16 protein-coding genes and 1 pseudogene are annotated in these 15,919 nt (G+C 47.0%); 11 read left to right on the top strand and 6 right to left on the bottom strand.

What is annotated here, in order from left to right; translation table 11 throughout:
- Positions 1–66 precede the first annotated feature (66 nt).
- Together LCM00_RS18175 and LCM00_RS18170 are read right to left on the bottom strand one after the other, a co-directional pair.
- On the bottom strand, positions 67–669 hold the full coding sequence (locus LCM00_RS18175) for a kinase (RefSeq protein ID WP_224904717.1): 603 nt from the start codon (positions 667–669) through the stop codon (positions 67–69).
- A gap of 363 nt (positions 670–1,032) precedes the next feature.
- On the bottom strand, positions 1,033–1,539 hold the full coding sequence (locus LCM00_RS18170; RefSeq protein WP_224904715.1) for a phosphatidylglycerophosphatase A family protein: 507 nt from the start codon (positions 1,537–1,539) through the stop codon (positions 1,033–1,035).
- A gap of 210 nt (positions 1,540–1,749) precedes the next feature.
- On the opposite strand from LCM00_RS18170, the gene yutH reads away from it, so the two are divergent.
- The 5 genes from yutH (at position 1,750) to thrB (ending at position 7,989) form a co-directional block, all read left to right on the top strand.
- Complete coding sequence (gene yutH / locus LCM00_RS18165) at positions 1,750–2,745, top strand: spore coat putative kinase YutH (protein ID WP_318247626.1); 996 nt, start codon at positions 1,750–1,752, stop codon at positions 2,743–2,745.
- 108 nt (positions 2,746–2,853) lie between these two features.
- A complete protein-coding gene (locus LCM00_RS18160; RefSeq protein WP_224904807.1) occupies positions 2,854–3,819 on the top strand; it encodes a 2-hydroxyacid dehydrogenase in 966 nt (321 codons plus the stop codon).
- 899 nt (positions 3,820–4,718) lie between these two features.
- The gene (locus LCM00_RS18155; protein ID WP_224904710.1) at positions 4,719–6,014 is read left to right on the top strand and encodes a homoserine dehydrogenase; all 1,296 of its coding nucleotides are present in this window, start codon (positions 4,719–4,721) and stop codon (positions 6,012–6,014) included.
- The gene (thrC, locus tag LCM00_RS18150; RefSeq protein ID WP_224904708.1) at positions 6,014–7,075 is read left to right on the top strand and encodes a threonine synthase; all 1,062 of its coding nucleotides are present in this window, start codon (positions 6,014–6,016) and stop codon (positions 7,073–7,075) included. Before LCM00_RS18155 ends, thrC begins: the two co-directional genes overlap by 1 nt.
- The gene (gene thrB, locus LCM00_RS18145; RefSeq protein WP_224904706.1) at positions 7,072–7,989 is read left to right on the top strand and encodes a homoserine kinase; all 918 of its coding nucleotides are present in this window, start codon (positions 7,072–7,074) and stop codon (positions 7,987–7,989) included. The genes thrC and thrB overlap by 4 nt, the downstream gene beginning before the upstream one ends.
- Positions 7,990–8,066: 77 nt before the next feature.
- Here thrB and LCM00_RS18140 read toward each other — a convergent pair.
- Positions 8,067–8,279, bottom strand: a pseudogene (locus LCM00_RS18140) (NifU family protein); the annotation flags it as partial.
- A 168-nt stretch (positions 8,280–8,447) separates the two neighbouring features.
- On the opposite strand from LCM00_RS18140, the gene LCM00_RS18135 reads away from it, so the two are divergent.
- A complete protein-coding gene (locus LCM00_RS18135) occupies positions 8,448–8,777 on the top strand; it encodes a YuzD family protein (RefSeq protein WP_224904704.1) in 330 nt (109 codons plus the stop codon).
- 327 nt (positions 8,778–9,104) lie between these two features.
- Here LCM00_RS18135 and LCM00_RS18130 read toward each other — a convergent pair whose 3' ends face one another.
- Complete coding sequence (locus LCM00_RS18130) at positions 9,105–10,172, bottom strand: NAD(P)/FAD-dependent oxidoreductase (RefSeq protein WP_224904703.1); 1,068 nt, start codon at positions 10,170–10,172, stop codon at positions 9,105–9,107.
- Positions 10,173–10,518: 346 nt separating this feature from the next.
- On the opposite strand from LCM00_RS18130, the gene LCM00_RS18125 reads away from it, so the two are divergent.
- Positions 10,519–10,758 carry a YuzB family protein gene (locus LCM00_RS18125; RefSeq protein WP_009791437.1) on the top strand — a complete coding sequence of 80 codons (240 nt, stop codon included), beginning with the start codon at positions 10,519–10,521 and terminating at the stop codon, positions 10,756–10,758.
- A gap of 55 nt (positions 10,759–10,813) precedes the next feature.
- Here the strand turns inward: LCM00_RS18125 and LCM00_RS18120 are convergent, their stop codons facing one another.
- Complete coding sequence (locus LCM00_RS18120; RefSeq protein WP_318247625.1) at positions 10,814–11,515, bottom strand: DUF2225 domain-containing protein; 702 nt, start codon at positions 11,513–11,515, stop codon at positions 10,814–10,816.
- A gap of 185 nt (positions 11,516–11,700) precedes the next feature.
- On the opposite strand from LCM00_RS18120, the gene LCM00_RS18115 reads away from it, so the two are divergent.
- The 3 genes from LCM00_RS18115 (at position 11,701) to LCM00_RS18105 (ending at position 13,286) form a co-directional block, all read left to right on the top strand.
- Complete coding sequence (locus tag LCM00_RS18115) at positions 11,701–12,066, top strand: HesB/IscA family protein (protein ID WP_224904699.1); 366 nt, start codon at positions 11,701–11,703, stop codon at positions 12,064–12,066.
- A 104-nt stretch (positions 12,067–12,170) separates the two neighbouring features.
- Positions 12,171–12,857: a hypothetical protein gene (locus LCM00_RS18110; protein ID WP_224904697.1), complete on the top strand. Its 687-nt coding sequence runs from the start codon at positions 12,171–12,173 to the stop codon at positions 12,855–12,857.
- A 132-nt stretch (positions 12,858–12,989) separates the two neighbouring features.
- Positions 12,990–13,286, top strand: coding sequence for a hypothetical protein (locus LCM00_RS18105; protein ID WP_224904695.1), 297 nt, complete (start codon positions 12,990–12,992; stop codon positions 13,284–13,286).
- A gap of 59 nt (positions 13,287–13,345) precedes the next feature.
- Here the strand turns inward: LCM00_RS18105 and LCM00_RS18100 are convergent, their stop codons facing one another.
- Positions 13,346–14,344 carry an NAD(P)/FAD-dependent oxidoreductase gene (locus LCM00_RS18100; RefSeq protein ID WP_224904804.1) on the bottom strand — a complete coding sequence of 333 codons (999 nt, stop codon included), beginning with the start codon at positions 14,342–14,344 and terminating at the stop codon, positions 13,346–13,348.
- 357 nt (positions 14,345–14,701) lie between these two features.
- Here LCM00_RS18100 and LCM00_RS18095 point away from each other — a divergent pair, with 357 nt between their 5' ends.
- Entirely contained in the window at positions 14,702–15,919 is a 1,218-nt protein-coding gene (locus LCM00_RS18095) for an NAD(P)/FAD-dependent oxidoreductase (RefSeq protein ID WP_224904693.1), read from the top strand.

Below are 15,919 nucleotides of genomic sequence, written 5' to 3'. Positions count from 1 at the left end.
AATTAATTAGAGAAATCATTCTGGACAAAGCCTGATAGACAGTCTATCAGGCTTTTGTGTGTAAGTTTAAACAGGCTGCACGGGCTGTCTGATGACCAGGTCTGCCCCTTTCAGAGGCTGGATAGTTTCTAAATAATGATCTTCGGCCTTCCAGTATCTGTTCTTGAATTTGTCCATTTTTTGTCTGGTGGCTTCTTTTTCGCGTTTGAATCTTGCCTCTCTAGGACAGTCCAGGTAAACGATATAATCAAGATGGCTTTTCCATTCGGGACGCTGCAGAAAAACGCCTTCGATGATGATGAGGCATTTTTGGGGGATGCTGGTCTTTTTAAGGAAATGGCTGTCCTTTTGTTCATCGTACACTCTTAAGGTAAGTTCTTTTACTGTATGTACCTTTGAAAATAGTTCCTGCTTCAGGTATTCTGCATCCCATTGAAGGGTGTAGTATTCGTACCATTCCTCGTTTCCTGTGTTATATCTTTTTTTCCGGTCTTCTATATAATCATCCAGATGAAAGATGATAGCGGTATGTCCTTCTGTCTGCAGCCATTGTTTCAGGCTATTGACGAGTGTGGTTTTTCCTGAGCGGCTGAGTCCGTCTATTCCTAGGAAGAACCGGTCGTGCTGGAGCCCTTGTTTGAGGGCTTGTTTCAGAGGTTTAATATCCATTTTTGCTCCTCCAGTTTCTAAATTATCTATCTAAAATCGTAGCATGGAATTTTTATTGTGTACAATTTTTCCAGGATTGTAAAAACACTGCCTAAATGGGGGCTGTTGATTTGCGTTCCAGGCACTGCGCTTTCCGCGGGGCGGCGCTGAGCCTCCTGTCGCGCTGCGGGGTCTCAACATTTCCGCTATTTCCCGCAGGAGTCTGCGTGCCTTGCACTCCAATCAACAGGGTTTTCATAAATTTTTGGGCAAATTTCTCTTTAAAAAACGCAGAGTTTTTTGAAGTCTCTCTGTTTTGTTATGGGGATTGTACATAAGAAAACACAGCCTCCAACAGAAGGCTGTGTTTTCTTGTCTTCTATTCTATTCCACCTTTGCAGCACCATGGGCCAGGCGGCTGGAGGCGGCGGCTGCGATGGCGCCAACGATGTCATCGAGGAAGGTGTGGCATTTGCCGGAGGATTTATCGTTTAAGTCTTTCAGGATGCCGGGCTTCAGTTTATCGATATATCCATAGTTGGTAAAGCCGATGCTGCCATAGACATTGACGATTGAGAAAGCGAGTACTTCGTCGACGCCGTAGAGGCTTTCATCGGTTTCAATGATTTTTTGGAGAGGCTGGTCAAGCATTCCCTTTTCGCCGAGCATGTCAAGCTGGATCCCGGTCAGGATGGCGTTTTGGACTTCCCTTTTGGACAGGACGCGCTCCACATTGTGAAGGCAGTCCTTCATATCAAGATTCGGGTGGTACTTTTCCTGAAGAAAGAAAACTAAATCTGCGATATCCTGTATGGTTACCCCTCTTTCAAGCAGCCATCTGCGCGCTGTCTGTTCTGTCAGGTCAACAACTTCTTTTTGTTCTTCAGACATTTGCCTCACCTTTTCTTGTTTTTTCTAATGTATATACCGGTACAGCCGCAAATATACCTAAACAGGACATGCGGCTCCTCTGGCCTGTCTACTTCATTTTTTCCCGGAAGGCATGTGTTATGCAAGAAACAAACAAGTTTTAGCGGCGGGCACATATAAATGAGGTATAAGCCACTTAGCGAATGAAGAGGTGTTTCTATGCTCAGGCAAATGCTTAAGCAACATTTTGGCATACAGGCGGAGGAAGAATTGAGGATCGGTCTGCATGAAGCGTTTAAAAAGGATAACCAGCTTTATATTCCGATGGAGGTTGGCCTGGAAGAAGAGGATCTGGCGGAGCTTAGCCTGATCGCCAGTCACCTGCAGCAAACCGGCGATAAGACGGTAAGCACTTTCCTGCAGACATCCGAAGGTAAGCATTCAAGTGTGTGGGAGCAAAAGAGCTATTGTGTATTGAAGTGCCCGAATGCCCAGCCGCGAAAAGGCTATCAGTCAGGCAGGAAGCTTGCCAAATTCCATTATCGCGGCAGGCTTATTTCCTCACCGATCACACGGACAAGCAGGATCGGGCAGTGGAAGCAGCTCTGGGAAAAGAGGCTTGATCAGATGGAGAAGGTTTGGAATAGCATGCTTTTTCAGCAGCCGGAGCATGAACTGGACCGGATGTTCCTGGAGACATTTCCCTACTATATGGGCCTTGCTGAAAACTCCATCCAATATCTGGCCGATGCGGAGCTGGATGATGAGCCCGGGCCTGCGGACAGCGGAACTGTCTGCCACGAGCGCTTTGTTTCCTCCACATGGGGAAGTAATGACTATCTGATCAAAAGTCCGTTTGATTGGGTATTTGATCATGCAAGCCGCGATCTGGCAGAATGGTCGAGGGAAAGGTACTTCCGGAACATTAAAACATACCAGCCAGGGCTTTCCCAGTACCTGAAGGAGTATCAGACAGTGGAGCCTCTGACTTCTTTTTCATGGCGGCTGCTGTATGCACGCCTCCTGTTCCCGCTTCACTATTTTGAATGCATCGAGAATTATTATGGGAATCCGACAGAGCATCAAAGGCATCTATCAGAAGAGCAGCTGGGCCGTTTCCTGCAGCATACAGGCGACCATGAAGAATTTCTTGGAAAATTCTTTGAGATGGCAGAAGTTCCTGCTGCCAAGCTGAAACTTCCTCCTGTAGACTGGCTGAAACGATAGAGGACTCAGCCGGGCTGTGAAAGGGCTTTTCCTTTGAATTGCCATTTCTTCCTTTTATAATGAGGAGGTAACGAATTTTTATGGCAACTGCTGGGAGGCTCATAATTGATGAAGGATAGAGTGTATATTACAAGAAAGCTGCCGGAAGAAACGATTGCCGGCTTAAAAGAACATTATCGTGTGGAGATGTGGGATAAGGAAGATATACCTGTCCCTGCTGAAGTCCTCGGGGAAAAGGCTAAAGAGGCATCAGCACTCCTAACGATGCTTTCAGATTCCATAGATGGTGATTTACTGGCGGAAGCGCACCGATTGAAGGTTGTAGCCAACCTTGCAGTCGGTTATGACAATATTGATGTGAAGGCTGCAGCGGAAAAAGGGATCACTGTGGCGAACACCCCTGATGTCCTTACGGATACTACAGCCGATCTGACGTTTGCTTTATTAATGGCGGCTGCCCGGAGGATCACGGAAAGCGCTGAATATGTGAAAGAAGGGAAATGGAAGAGCTGGAGTCCGCTCCTTCTTGCAGGCCAGGATATCCATCATAAAACCATCGGGATTGTTGGAATGGGGAATATCGGCCAAGCTGTGGCAAAGCGGGCAAAAGGCTTTGACATGAACATCCTTTACCATAACAGGTCAAGAAGGCCGGAGGCGGAAGAAAGTCTCGGTGCTGTCTACGTTTCATTCGAGGAGCTGTGCGAACAGTCGGATTATGTTGTTTGCCTTGCACCGCTGAATGACTCGACGAAAAATCTTTTCACTGAAGAGGCCTTCCGCAGAATGAAGAATTCCGCGATTTTCATTAATGCAGGCCGCGGCGCCATTGTGGATGAAGAGGCGCTTTACCGTGCCCTTGCTGATGGGGAAATCAGCGGAGCCGGACTTGACGTCTTTGTAAAAGAACCGATTGGAAAGGACCATCCTCTCCTCAGCCTGCCGAATGTTGTCGCCCTTCCGCATATCGGCAGCTCCAGCACGGAAACAAGAATGGAGATGGCAAGGCTTTGTGCCGAAAACATCGATCTTGTTTTATCAGGCAAGCAGGCAAAAACGGCAGTACATATGTAAATATTGGATGAGGGCCCGGCATTTTGCCGGGCCTTTTGTTTAGTGTAGAGAGGGGCGGCTTATGGCTGGGGATAGTGCTTTGGCGGAGAGGCAGGCTGGTTATCCAAAGGAGTTTCAGGAGTAAAGGACAGGCTTGGATTCTGAATGTCGTGTATCCCAGAAGAGCCCCTGAGTACATGACAGAGAGAAAAATGCATGTGTTATGTACCCCGGAAGAGCTACTGAGCACATGACAGAGAGAAAAACGCATGTGTCGTGTATCCCGGAAAAGCCCCTGAGTACATGACCGAACGAAAAACGCATGTGTGATGTATCCCGTAAGAGCCCCTGGATACATGACCGAGCGAAAAATGCATATGTCATGTATCCCGTAAGAGCCACTGAGTACATGACAGAGAGAAAAACGCATGTGTGATGTATCCCGTAAGAGTCACTGGATACATGACAGAGGGAAAAACGCATGTGTGATGTATCCCGGAAGAGTCACTGGATACATGACCGAACGAAAAACGCATGTGTGATGTATCCCGTAAGAGCCCCTGAGTACATGACAGAGAGAAAAACGCATATGTCATGTATCCCGTAAAAGCCCCTAGTATATAACAGAGAGAAAAACCCACATGTCATGTATCCCAGGCAGGATCAACATCCTATCAGGATGTTCTGTTCATGTATACTAACTCCACTAAACATATTAATAAGGCGACCCTGGCCGCCTCTTTATCCCTAAACAGAAAAAATTTAAAACCTGCCAATACATACTCCCCCAATACAGTAAGCGATTCCACAAAAATAATTCTGAATATTTACTATTGTAAAATTATCTGCCAAATTCTATAATGTCTACTATATAAATACAAATGTACACCTTAAAAGAACAACGGCGAGGGGGATATAGAGTGGAAGCTATTTCAGTTGGATTGTTAGGATTGGGGACTGTTGGATCGGGTGTTGTGAAAATCATTAAAAATCACCAGGATAAGCTGATGCATCAGGTAGGCTGTCCGGTTGAGGTAAAAAAAGTGCTGGTGCAGGATCTGAATAAGCAGCGCGAAGTGGATATTGAAGCTTCTCTGCTCACAGGAAGCCCGGAGGAAATCATTAATGATCCGGATATCGATATTATCATTGAGGTCATGGGGGGGATTGAGGATACAAGGAAGCATCTCCTTAAGGCGCTCGCGAACAAAAAGCATATCGTGACAGCCAATAAGGATTTAATGGCGCTGTATGGTTCAGAGCTTTTGACTGCCGCGTCAGAAAATGGCTGCGATTTGTTTTATGAAGCGAGCGTAGCCGGAGGCATCCCTATTCTAAGAGGCCTTGCAGACGGTCTGGCCTCTGACCGGATCACCAAAATGATAGGCATCGTTAATGGGACAACCAATTTTATTTTAACGAAGATGAGCCAGGATGGCAGCGCCTATGAAGATGTGCTGAAAGAAGCCCAGGAGCTGGGTTATGCCGAAAGCGACCCGACCTCAGATGTGGAGGGGCTGGATGCTGCAAGGAAAATGGCGATCCTGGCCACACTCGGCTTCTCGATGAAAGTTGATCTGGATGATGTGAAAGTAAAAGGCATCACCCATGTAACGGAAGAGGATCTTCAGTACGGGAAGCAGCTGGGCTATACGATGAAGCTGATCGGCATTGCCCACCGTGAAGGGGAGAAGGTGGAGGTCAGCGTGCAGCCGGCGCTTTTGGCAGAATCCCATCCGCTTGCCGGGGTGAATAATGAGTATAATGCGATTTATGTATATGGAGAAGCGGTTGGCGAAACGATGTTTTACGGCCCGGGTGCAGGCAGCCTGCCGACTGCTACAGCAGTTGTATCGGACCTTGTCGGTGTCATGAAAAATCTGAGGCTTGGCGTGAACGGGAAGAGCGCTGTCAGTCCGCAGTATCCGAAAAAGCTTAAAGATCCGTCCGAGATTTACTCTAAATACTTCCTGCGGCTTCATGTCAAAGATGAAGTCGGTGTCTTCGGTGAATTGACATCGATTTTTTCCAAGCATTCCGTCAGTCTTGAAAAAATACTCCAGCTGCCTGTGGAAGAAAAGGGGCTGGCCGAAATTGTCCTCGTCACCCATCAATCTTCTTTGAAGGATTATGAGGACATCCTGTCCAGCTTAGAGGATCTGCCTGCTGTTAAAACGATTGAGAGCTCATACAGAGTAGAGGGGAGTGGAAGCTGATGCGATGGGAAGGACTTTTGTCTGCCTACAAGGAATATCTGCCGGTCAATGATGAAACACCCATGCTCTCCCTAAATGAAGGCAATACACCGCTTATCAAGCTGAACAGGATATCCCAGGAATGGGGAATCGATCTGTATGTGAAAACGGAGGGCAGCAATCCGACGGGCTCATTCAAGGACCGAGGCATGGTCATGGCTGTTGCCAAAGCAAAGGAAGCCGGCAGCAGTACGGTCATTTGTGCATCGACAGGGAATACATCTGCCGCAGCAGCGGCATATGCGGCAAGGGCCGGCATGAGATGCATTGTCGTCATTCCTGAAGGCAAGATTGCCATGGGTAAGCTTGCTCAGGCAATCATGTACGGTGCCGAGATCATTTCGATTGAAGGCAATTTTGACGAGGCGCTTGCCATGGTGCGCAGCATCAGCGAAACGGAGCCGGTCACTCTTGTGAATTCTGTTAATCCATACAGGCTGGAAGGGCAGAAAACGGCTGCCTTCGAAATTTGCGACCAGCTTGGAAGTGCGCCTGACATTCTCGCAATCCCTGTAGGAAATGCCGGCAATATCAGCGCCTACTGGAAAGGCTTTAAAGAGTACAGCCGTGCAAAACAGACTGGCCTTCCCCGGATGTTTGGCTTTGAGGCAGAAGGGGCGGCAGCCATTGTCCATGACAGAGTCTTTGCAGAGCCCGAAACGATCGCTACCGCCATCAGGATCGGAAACCCTGCAAGCTGGCAGCTTGCCGTGGATGCGAGGAACGAGTCAGAAGGGAAAATCGATGAGGTCAGCGATACAGAGATCCTTGGGGCATACCGAAAGCTTGCAGCTTCAGAGGGCATATTTGCAGAGCCGGCATCCTGTGCATCGCTTGCTGGCATCTATAAAAAGCTGCGCCAGGGGGAAATACCGCATGGGAGCAGAGTTGTTGCAGTCCTGACTGGGAACGGGCTGAAAGATCCGAACACAGCAATCGATACAAGCCTTGTGAAACCGGTCCTTCTGCCGAACGAGCTTGAAGCGGTCGCCGGCCATATCAGGGGAGCCGTGCATACATGATGGAGGGAGAGATGCTTACCATCACTGTGCCGGCAAGTACGGCCAATCTTGGGCCTGGCTTTGATTCTGTCGGCCTTGCACTGAGTTTATATTTGACGGTCGAAGCGGAGCGTGCCGGCCAATGGGAGGTTGTGCCGGAAAGCAGCTGCCTGGAGGGCTTGCCTGGGGACGGCAGGCATTTGATCGTCCAGGCTGCAAAGATGGCAGCCGAATATTATTCTGCGGATCTCCCGCCCTGTATTTTAAGGGTAAAAAGCGAGATCCCCCTGGCAAGGGGTCTTGGCTCGAGCGGAGCAGCGATTGTCGCCGGAATCGAGCTGGCTGATTCATTATGCGCCTTAGAGCTTTCCCGGCATGAAAAGCTGTCCCTCGCAGCCCGTATGGAGGGGCATCCGGACAATGTAGGCGCCTCCCTCTTTGGCGGGCTGGTGATTGGCTATCAAGCGGGTGAAGAGGTGCTGGCAGCCGCTTTCCATGACCTTGCCTTTGAGGTGCTGGCAGCCGTTCCCCAGGAGGAGCTGCTGACAAAAGAATCGAGGGGTGCCCTGCCGGCAAGCTTGACCCATCAAGAGTCGGTCCAGGCCGGTGCTGCAGCCAATCTCCTCATTGCCGCTCTTCTTCAGGGAGATTATGAGCTGGCGGGGAGGATGATGCATAAAGATCAGTATCACCAGCCCTACAGAAGAAAGATTGTTCCCCATCTTGCCATGATCGAACAGAAAGCAACAGCTCTTGGCGTCTTCGGAACCGCCCTGAGCGGAGCGGGGCCTGCAGTGGTCTGCTTCTGCTCTCCTGAAAAGGGAGATGAAGCTGCTGAAGGACTCAGCAGGATGCTGCCGCAGATGGACGTGCTTCGCTTAGCCATTGATCAAAAGGGCAGTACAGTATCCAGGCATGCAGTTTCCGGCCGGTAATATAAGCAGAGGCGTCATCCGATTCCATAAAAAAAAGCGATCCGCCGCAGGCGTGATCGCTTTATTATTGGAATTTCTTAGAATACCTGTTCTACTTCTACAACTCCAGGAACTTCTTCTAAAAGGGCACGTTCAATCCCTGCTTTTAAAGTAATGGTTGAACTAGGGCAGCTGCCGCACGCTCCAAGCAAACGAAGCTTAACGATGCCATCTTCTACATCAACCAATTCACAGTCTCCTCCATCGCGAAGAAGAAACGGACGCAATTTATCTAATACTTCCTGAACATCTGATATGATATCTTGTTCCATTAAAATCGACTCCTTTCCTACTACTTATTATAATCACTGTCGAGCTAAAAATCTATTCCCCAATCCTTAAATCCAATAATCGTTAATTTTTTTCTACATGATTATTAATCTTCCATCAGGTAAAATAGACATAAAGGGGTGGGAAAAATGGACAGGAAGTCAGTTGAAATCATTGTTTACGGGGCAGAGCAATTATGTCCCAGCTGTGTAAATCTGCCATCATCTAAGGAAACTTATGAATGGCTGGAGGCTGCGGTCAGCCGGAAATTCGCAGATCAGCCTTTTTCCATCGTGTATGTGGATATCCATAATCCTCCTGATGATGAGGAAAAGAGGGACTTTGCGCTTAGAGTGATTGAGGAGGATATGTTCTATCCGGTCGTTCTAATCGGCGGTGAGGTGGTCGGCGAGGGCAATCCGAAGCTGAAAACCATTTTCGCTAAAATGGAGGATTACGGTTATACGCCGGCTTCATAAATGGGAAAAAGCGGGCCTGTATTTATCAGGGTCGCTTTTTTGTTGAAAATACGGCTTCCTGAATGGGGGCTGTTGATTTCCGCTGCAGGGACTCCGCTTTCCGCGGGGCACGCTGAGCCTCCTCGGCGTACCTTTTGCGGGGTCTCAGCCCTGCCGCTAATTCCCCGCAGGTGTCTGGGTGCCTTGTACTTCAATTTGAGTTTATTTGCAGGAGTTTTGCATTTTGTGGCACTTTTCAAATCCATAAATAAAGTAAGCTTTACATATCTACACTTAAATTAAAAAGGAGTACGGATGCTTCAATCCGTACTCCTTTGTCATGCTTGATCAGCCATTATGATATTTATACATCCACAATATCCCGGATTTAAGCAGTCTGGCAACCCGGCCTGTGATTGGCCTTTCGGCGACAAGGCCGAAGCCGTGCTTTTTGCCGAGTGAGCCAAGGACGCCTTTTAACTTGATCACCGGCAGGGATTCCGGCAGCTCCTCGCCTTTCCAGCGCTTCAGGAGAATCTGGACAATTTGTTCTGCCTGGCCCTCGGCAAGCTGTGCGCTTGGTGCATGCGGCAGGCTTGCGCAGTCTCCTACAACGTACACATGCTCATTGCCTGGAATGTTATGATGCTTGGTAAGCACGACACGACCCTGCGCATCTTTTTCCACCGGCAGGTCGCGGACAACCTTGCTTGGCTGGATGCCTGCTGTCCATACAATGGCATCGCACTGCAGGGGCTCGTCATGGTTATAAAGGATGTTTTCCTCTACATGGGTGATGTTGGAATTATTAATGATTTCAACTCCGTGATTGTCAAACCAGTTTTCCACATAAGTGCTCAATCTTTCCGGGAAAGCAGAAAGAATATGATTCCCCCTGTCAAACAGCTTTACCTTCAGATCCGGCCGGCTTTCATTCAGCTCAGATGCCAGCTCAACTCCGCTCAGTCCTGCCCCAACGATGGCAACGACAGATCCCGGCGACAGATTGTTCAATGTTTCGTATGTGCGGCGTGATTTTTCGATTGTCTGGATGCTGTAGGTGTGTACATCTGCCCCTGGAACATTGTGGTACTTATCCTCGCATCCAAGTCCGATGATAAGGTCATCGTAGGAAACAGGCTTTTCATTTGCCAGGTTTACCTGCTGTTTTTCAAGGTCGATCCCGGAAATTTCTCCGTATTTGATCTTAAGGCGAGGATGCTCAGGGAAAGCAACCCGTACATGCTGATCAGAGATCGTTCCTGCTGCCAGTGCATAATATTCAGTTTTAAGGCAGTGGTATGGCACCCGGTCAATCAGTGTAATGCTTGTATCTTCCGGCAATGAGTTCGGCAGCAGACGGGCAAGTGCTCTCATGCCGCCATATCCTCCGCCAAGTATGACAAGATTTTTCATAACCAAATTTCCCCTTTTGTCCAGTATGTAAGCAGCTATAGTAATATATTAAAATAATAGAAAACACAATGACTGAATAAGAGTTAAACGTTTACATTATTATATTAGCAAAATAATTAGAATATTAATTCACAAGAAAATTCATGAAACAACATAAAAAGTATAACGAAATTATGGCTAAATCACAACACATATCTGAATAATCAAAGCAAAAGTCGACATTATACGCCCTTTAATCATCCATTAATGATAAGTCAGCGCTTAATGTGTGCAGGACTGTATGCCTTTGCTTGCGTTTTAGCCTGAAACCAAGTACGATTAACAATTAGTAGAGAGGTGAATAGATATGATTCAGCCAATCATAGAATTTTGCATCAGCAACCTGGCAAGCGGTGCACAAAAGGCTCTGGAAATCCTTGAAAAGGATCCGGACCTGGATGTGATTGAGTATGGCTGCCTTGGGTACTGCGGAAAATGTGCAAGCTCTTTATATGCCCTGGTGAACGGCGAGGTTGTGACAGGAGAGACGCCGGAAGAACTGGTGGAAAACATATATCAATTCCTGGATGAAAATCCAATGTTCTAATATAAAAGGCCGCATATCAATGCGGCCTTTTCGCTTTTGTTGCAAGCAAACATCATCAGCAGGTCTGCCTTCTGGTTTCCCTCATTTCATGCCAGCGCTCTCTTGCCATATCAATGATCCCCGGCTCAAGCGAACGGCTCTGCTGTTCTATCACCTTGGAGAAAAACTTGACCGCCTGCTCATCGCTGCCTGTTTTCCTTGAAAGCTCGGCAATGAGGTAAAGAAGCCTGGTTTCAGAGATCTGTGTTCCCTGGTAATCACCGCTTGAATAGGATTCCACATATTCATGGGCAGCCAGTTTCATAAAGCGCTGTTCCTGTGTCTTCTCCCCGGCATTTCTGTACAGCCAGGCAATCCGCATATACAATCCGGCGATTGACACATGCTTTTCCTTTTTCAAAAGTGCTGAGTAGACAGCCAGCTTGTATGTCTGGATTGCTTCGTTCCGGCTCCTTTTCCTGCCGAAGTCCCTGGGCTTCCATTGGCTGGTGATTTTTTCATCAATCTGTTCCTTTGAACCTGGTGGGAAATAAGGGCTGAATTCCTCGGAAAACGAAAAGCCGCATTGAGGACATACTTGTATGTAATAGAATATTGGATTGCTTTCATCTGAGTCATAAAAAGGAAGAAAATCAGTGTCATAGCCTTTGATTTTTACAAAGCGGGAACGGACCTTCTGGCTTGTAAAGTTGTTCCTGCATACAGGGCAGCTGCAGCTTTTTCCATACAATGGCTCTAGTACGGCCAATTTTCTCACCTTCCCTTTTAAAATAGTAGGTTTATTATACCATAAACAACAGGGGATTTTAGGTAAAAAGTTCTACTAATGCAGCGGATTTGATAAAAGGGCTTTAAAAATGGAGCCTGCTCAGTTGAGTCCCGCTTAAAGTCTGTATATACTATATATAAGAGTAAAAACCTCAAGATTAAGGAGGATTTAAAATGGAAAACCAAATTGTTGAAATTACTGAAGCTGCGGCTTTTCAAATTAAAGATATGATGAAGCAAAATGAAGAGGAAAATGCATACTTGCGCGTTGCTGTAAAAGGCGGGGGCTGCAGCGGATTGTCATACGGCATGGGATTCGCACATGAAGTTGAAGAAAATGATGCCCAGTTCGAGCTTCATGGCCTGCAAATTCTTGTAAGCAAGGAAGATGCAGCGATCCTTAATGGCACAAAAATTGACTATAAGCAATCCATGATGGGCGGGGGCTTCACGATCGACAATCCCAATGCCATCGCTTCCTGCGGCTGCGGTTCTTCGTTCAGGACCGCTAAGAATGCAGGTACACCCGAAAATTGCTGATTATTTAATTGTCAGCCCATACACTCTACAGAACGCTTCCTGATCTCAATCGAGCCTATCGGGAAGCGTTTTTTACATGAAAATAGAGAAGCGGGGGAAGGGGAATGGAGCTTTTTCAATACACGAAGGAGTATGAGTGCGAGTTTGGGTGCAGTCCAATCATTCTGACACCGGCAGGGAAGATTTCATTTGACCTCCGAATCAATGGGCATAACTCATTAAGCTGCCAGAGCAAACCTTCCTGCTTTCAGCTGGAGCATGGAGAACTCTTACTGAGATATTCACATAAGGATTACATAGCCGAGCTTCTAATATGCGAGCCTGCCGTCAAGATTCCATCTCATATGAAAATAGAAAAAGCAGCTGCTGCCGTTTGGCGGCTGAGAGCCCTCAATGATTTAAAGGACTGTGTATTTCAAGCTGAGATGGAACCAAAAGGGAGCGACGGGTGGCCAAACAGCGGGGAAAGGCTCGAGGCGATGACTTGGGAGTATGGGAAATGGATTATCACTATGGGCACAGAGGATGGAACCGTCTTAGTCCACAGGGCAAGAATACAGGATATGATGCCGGATCACTTCAATGCTGAGGATGAAATATCACAGCACCAAATAGTACAGTACCTGCCGAATGGAATTGCGGTCCCCATCCCCGAAATAAGAAAGGGTGAACTATGCCAGGTTCATTTTATGGCAGCATGGAACCGCCGGGGGAAAAAAGAGGATGCAGCAGCCTGGTTTGCAGCGGGGACAGATAGCCGGTCAATTCTTTCTTCCTGCGGAATTTATTAAAACAGCATTATTCGCTGCACTGCCCATCATATGGTTAAAAGAACATTTTTTAGCGGGAGGGTATTCGTACCTTACAGCTTGTCTCCCCTTTGCATAAGATGCATTATATCCCACAGCAAAGGGGGTGAAACAATGGGTTATTATGGTGATGATAATGTAGCAGGAGCCAATCGCCGCCGCAGATATGATGATGTAGCAGGAGCAGAAGACCGCCGCAGGAAATATGATGATGATGTAGCAGGAGCCAATCGCCGCCGCAGAAAACGTGATGATGTAGCAGGGGCTTTTGACGAAAACTTTAAAGTAAACGTTAAAGCATTCATTGAAGGTGAAGAATTCTGCCGTGCTGTACGACGCTGCCTGATCAATGATCTTCTCAATGCAGCTGAAGATGATGATAATGGCAAAAAATGCTGCAGACGCCGCTAATCATGAATTTAACAAAGCCCACAGAAGTATACCTTCTGCGGGCTTTGCCATATAAAATTTTATTTGTCGAACATAGATGTACTGTGCAGAGGCTGTACACGTGCCTTAGGATCAATAAGGGCCTTTGCATTGTTTACTGCAGTCGGCGCTTCTCCGAAACCGGAAGCGATCAGCTTCACTTTGCCGTCATATGTGCAGATATCGCCTGCAGCGTAGATGCCCGGGATATTTGTCTCCATTTTGCTGTTGACGACAATATTATTTTTTTCAATTTCAAGGCCCCACTCTTTAATCGGGCCCAGCGATGAGACAAAACCATAGTTGACGATGACGGCATCAACATCAATGGCTTCTTTTTCTTCCCCTTTGGCATCCTGGATGATCACCTGGGAAATGCCCTCCTCATTGCCGATCAGTTCAGCAGGAACAAACGGTGTCTTGATTTCAACCTTTGAATTTTGAAGATTTTCTACACTGTGCTCGTGGGCGCGGAACTTGTCCCGCCGGTGGATAATCTTCACGTTCTCTGCGATAGGCTCAAGCATCAGGGCCCAGTCCACCGCTGAATCGCCTCCTCCGAATACAACCACTTTCTTGCCGGAGAAATGGTTCAGGTCATCAATGAAGTAATGAAGATTCTTGCCTTCGTATTGAGGAGCCGAGTCAAGCTCAAGGCGGCGCGGCTGGAATGCACCATTACCGGCCGTGATGATGACCGTCTTTGTATAGTGGATTTCTTTGTTGGTGGTTAGCTTGAAAATGCCGTCCGGCTGTTTTTCGAGCTTTTCAACCGACTGTTCAAGCGAAACCGTCGGTTCAAATTTCTTCATCTGCTCTTTCAAATTATCCACGAGCTCTTGTGCCCGCACCTTCGGAAAACCGGCTACATCGTATATGTATTTCTCCGGATAAAGAGCTGACAGCTGCCCGCCAAGCTGGGGAAGGCTTTCAATTATTTTAACAGAAGCCTGCCTCATGCCGCCGTAAAAAGCGGTGAACAGCCCGACAGGCCCTCCGCCGATAATCGTTATATCGTAGATTGTCTGATCTTCCTTCACACTAATCACCTCAACATATGTAGTAACATTTCTAGCCTTCATCATACCATAAATAATGAAAAACCTCACATAGCAGAACTGAAAGTTGTTGGAATAATGAGAAAAATTGCGTAAAAATCTTAATTTTCTCAATAGGATATATTCGTACTTTTTACCTTGAAAAACAGTTGGAAAAAGAATATTATGTATTATAGACATATACTTTGTGACAAATTTCGGACATTTTTTTGCTCTGCTTCGTGAAGAACATCACAAACTTTTTCTTGAACTTATAAAATAAAAACTCATAAAGCAGTGGAAGATAAGAAAAAGCAGAAGAGTTTTCGAAAATACTAATAAAGGTGGAAGTGATACGCTTTGAAAAAGCCAAAAATAGTAATTCTAGGTGCCGGATACGGCGGATTGATGGTGGCAACCCGTTTGCAAAAGCAGGTTGGAGTGAATGAAGCAGAAATTGTACTAGTGAATAAGAATGACTATCACTATGAAACGACTTGGCTGCATGAAGCTTCTGCAGGTACCCTTCATCACGATCGTGTTCGCTATGATGTTAAAAATGTCATTGACCGTAACAAAATTGAATTTGTCCAAGGTACTGCTGTTGAAATCAAAACTGAAGAAAAGAAGGTCATCCTGGAGGAAGGCGAAGTAACATATGACTACTTGGTCGTTTCCCTTGGTGCAGAGCCGGAAACATTCGGCATCAAAGGCCTGGATGTACATGCTTTCTCTATTATAAATGTTAATGCGGCAAGACAAATCCGCGAGCATATTGAATATCAATTTGCCACTTATAATACTGAGGTGGAGAAAAAGGATGAAAGGCTGACAATTGTAGTCGGCGGCGCCGGCTTCACAGGCATTGAATTCCTTGGCGAGCTGGCAAACAGAGTGCCTGAGCTGTGCAAGGAATATGATGTGGACTACAGCAAGGTTAAGATCATCTGTGTCGAAGCTGCCCCTACAGTCCTGCCTGGCTTTGACCCTGAGCTTGTTAACTATGCAGTTTCCCATCTGGAGAAAAAGGGTGTTCAATTCCTTATTGGCACTGCCATCAAAGAATGCAATGAAGATGGAATTACGGTCGGAAAAGGTGACGAAGAAGTTGAGCACATCAAAGCAGGCACTGTTGTATGGGCTGCAGGTGTACGCGGCAACTCCATCATCGAAAACTCCGGCATTGAAGCGATGCGCGGACGTGTAAAGGTTCAGCCTGACTTAAGGGTCCCTGGCCATGAAGATCTTTTCATCATCGGCGACTGCTCATTGATCATCAATGAAGAAATCAACCGTCCTTATCCTCCTACTGCTCAAATCGCCATGCAGCAGGGAGAGGTATGCGCGCGCAATATTGTTGCTCTGATCCGCAACAAGGGCGAGCTTGAGACTTTCACTCCTGATATCAAAGGTACAGTATGCTCACTGGGCGAAGACGACGCCATCGGTGTTGCTTTCGGCAAGAAATTGGTAGGATCAAAGGCTTCCTTCATGAAGAAGATGATCGATAACCGTGCCCTCTTCATGATTGGCGGACCTGGGCTTGTCCTGAAAAAAGGCAAATTCAATATCTTTTAA

Origin of the sequence: Bacillus infantis, from assembly GCF_020171945.1 — a bacterium.
In the GTDB taxonomy this organism is placed as follows: domain Bacteria; phylum Bacillota; class Bacilli; order Bacillales; family Cytobacillaceae; genus Bacillus_AB; species Bacillus_AB infantis_A.
The sequence above is the reverse complement of the archived record's forward strand: the minus strand, read 5'-3'. Positions and strand labels throughout refer to the sequence as shown.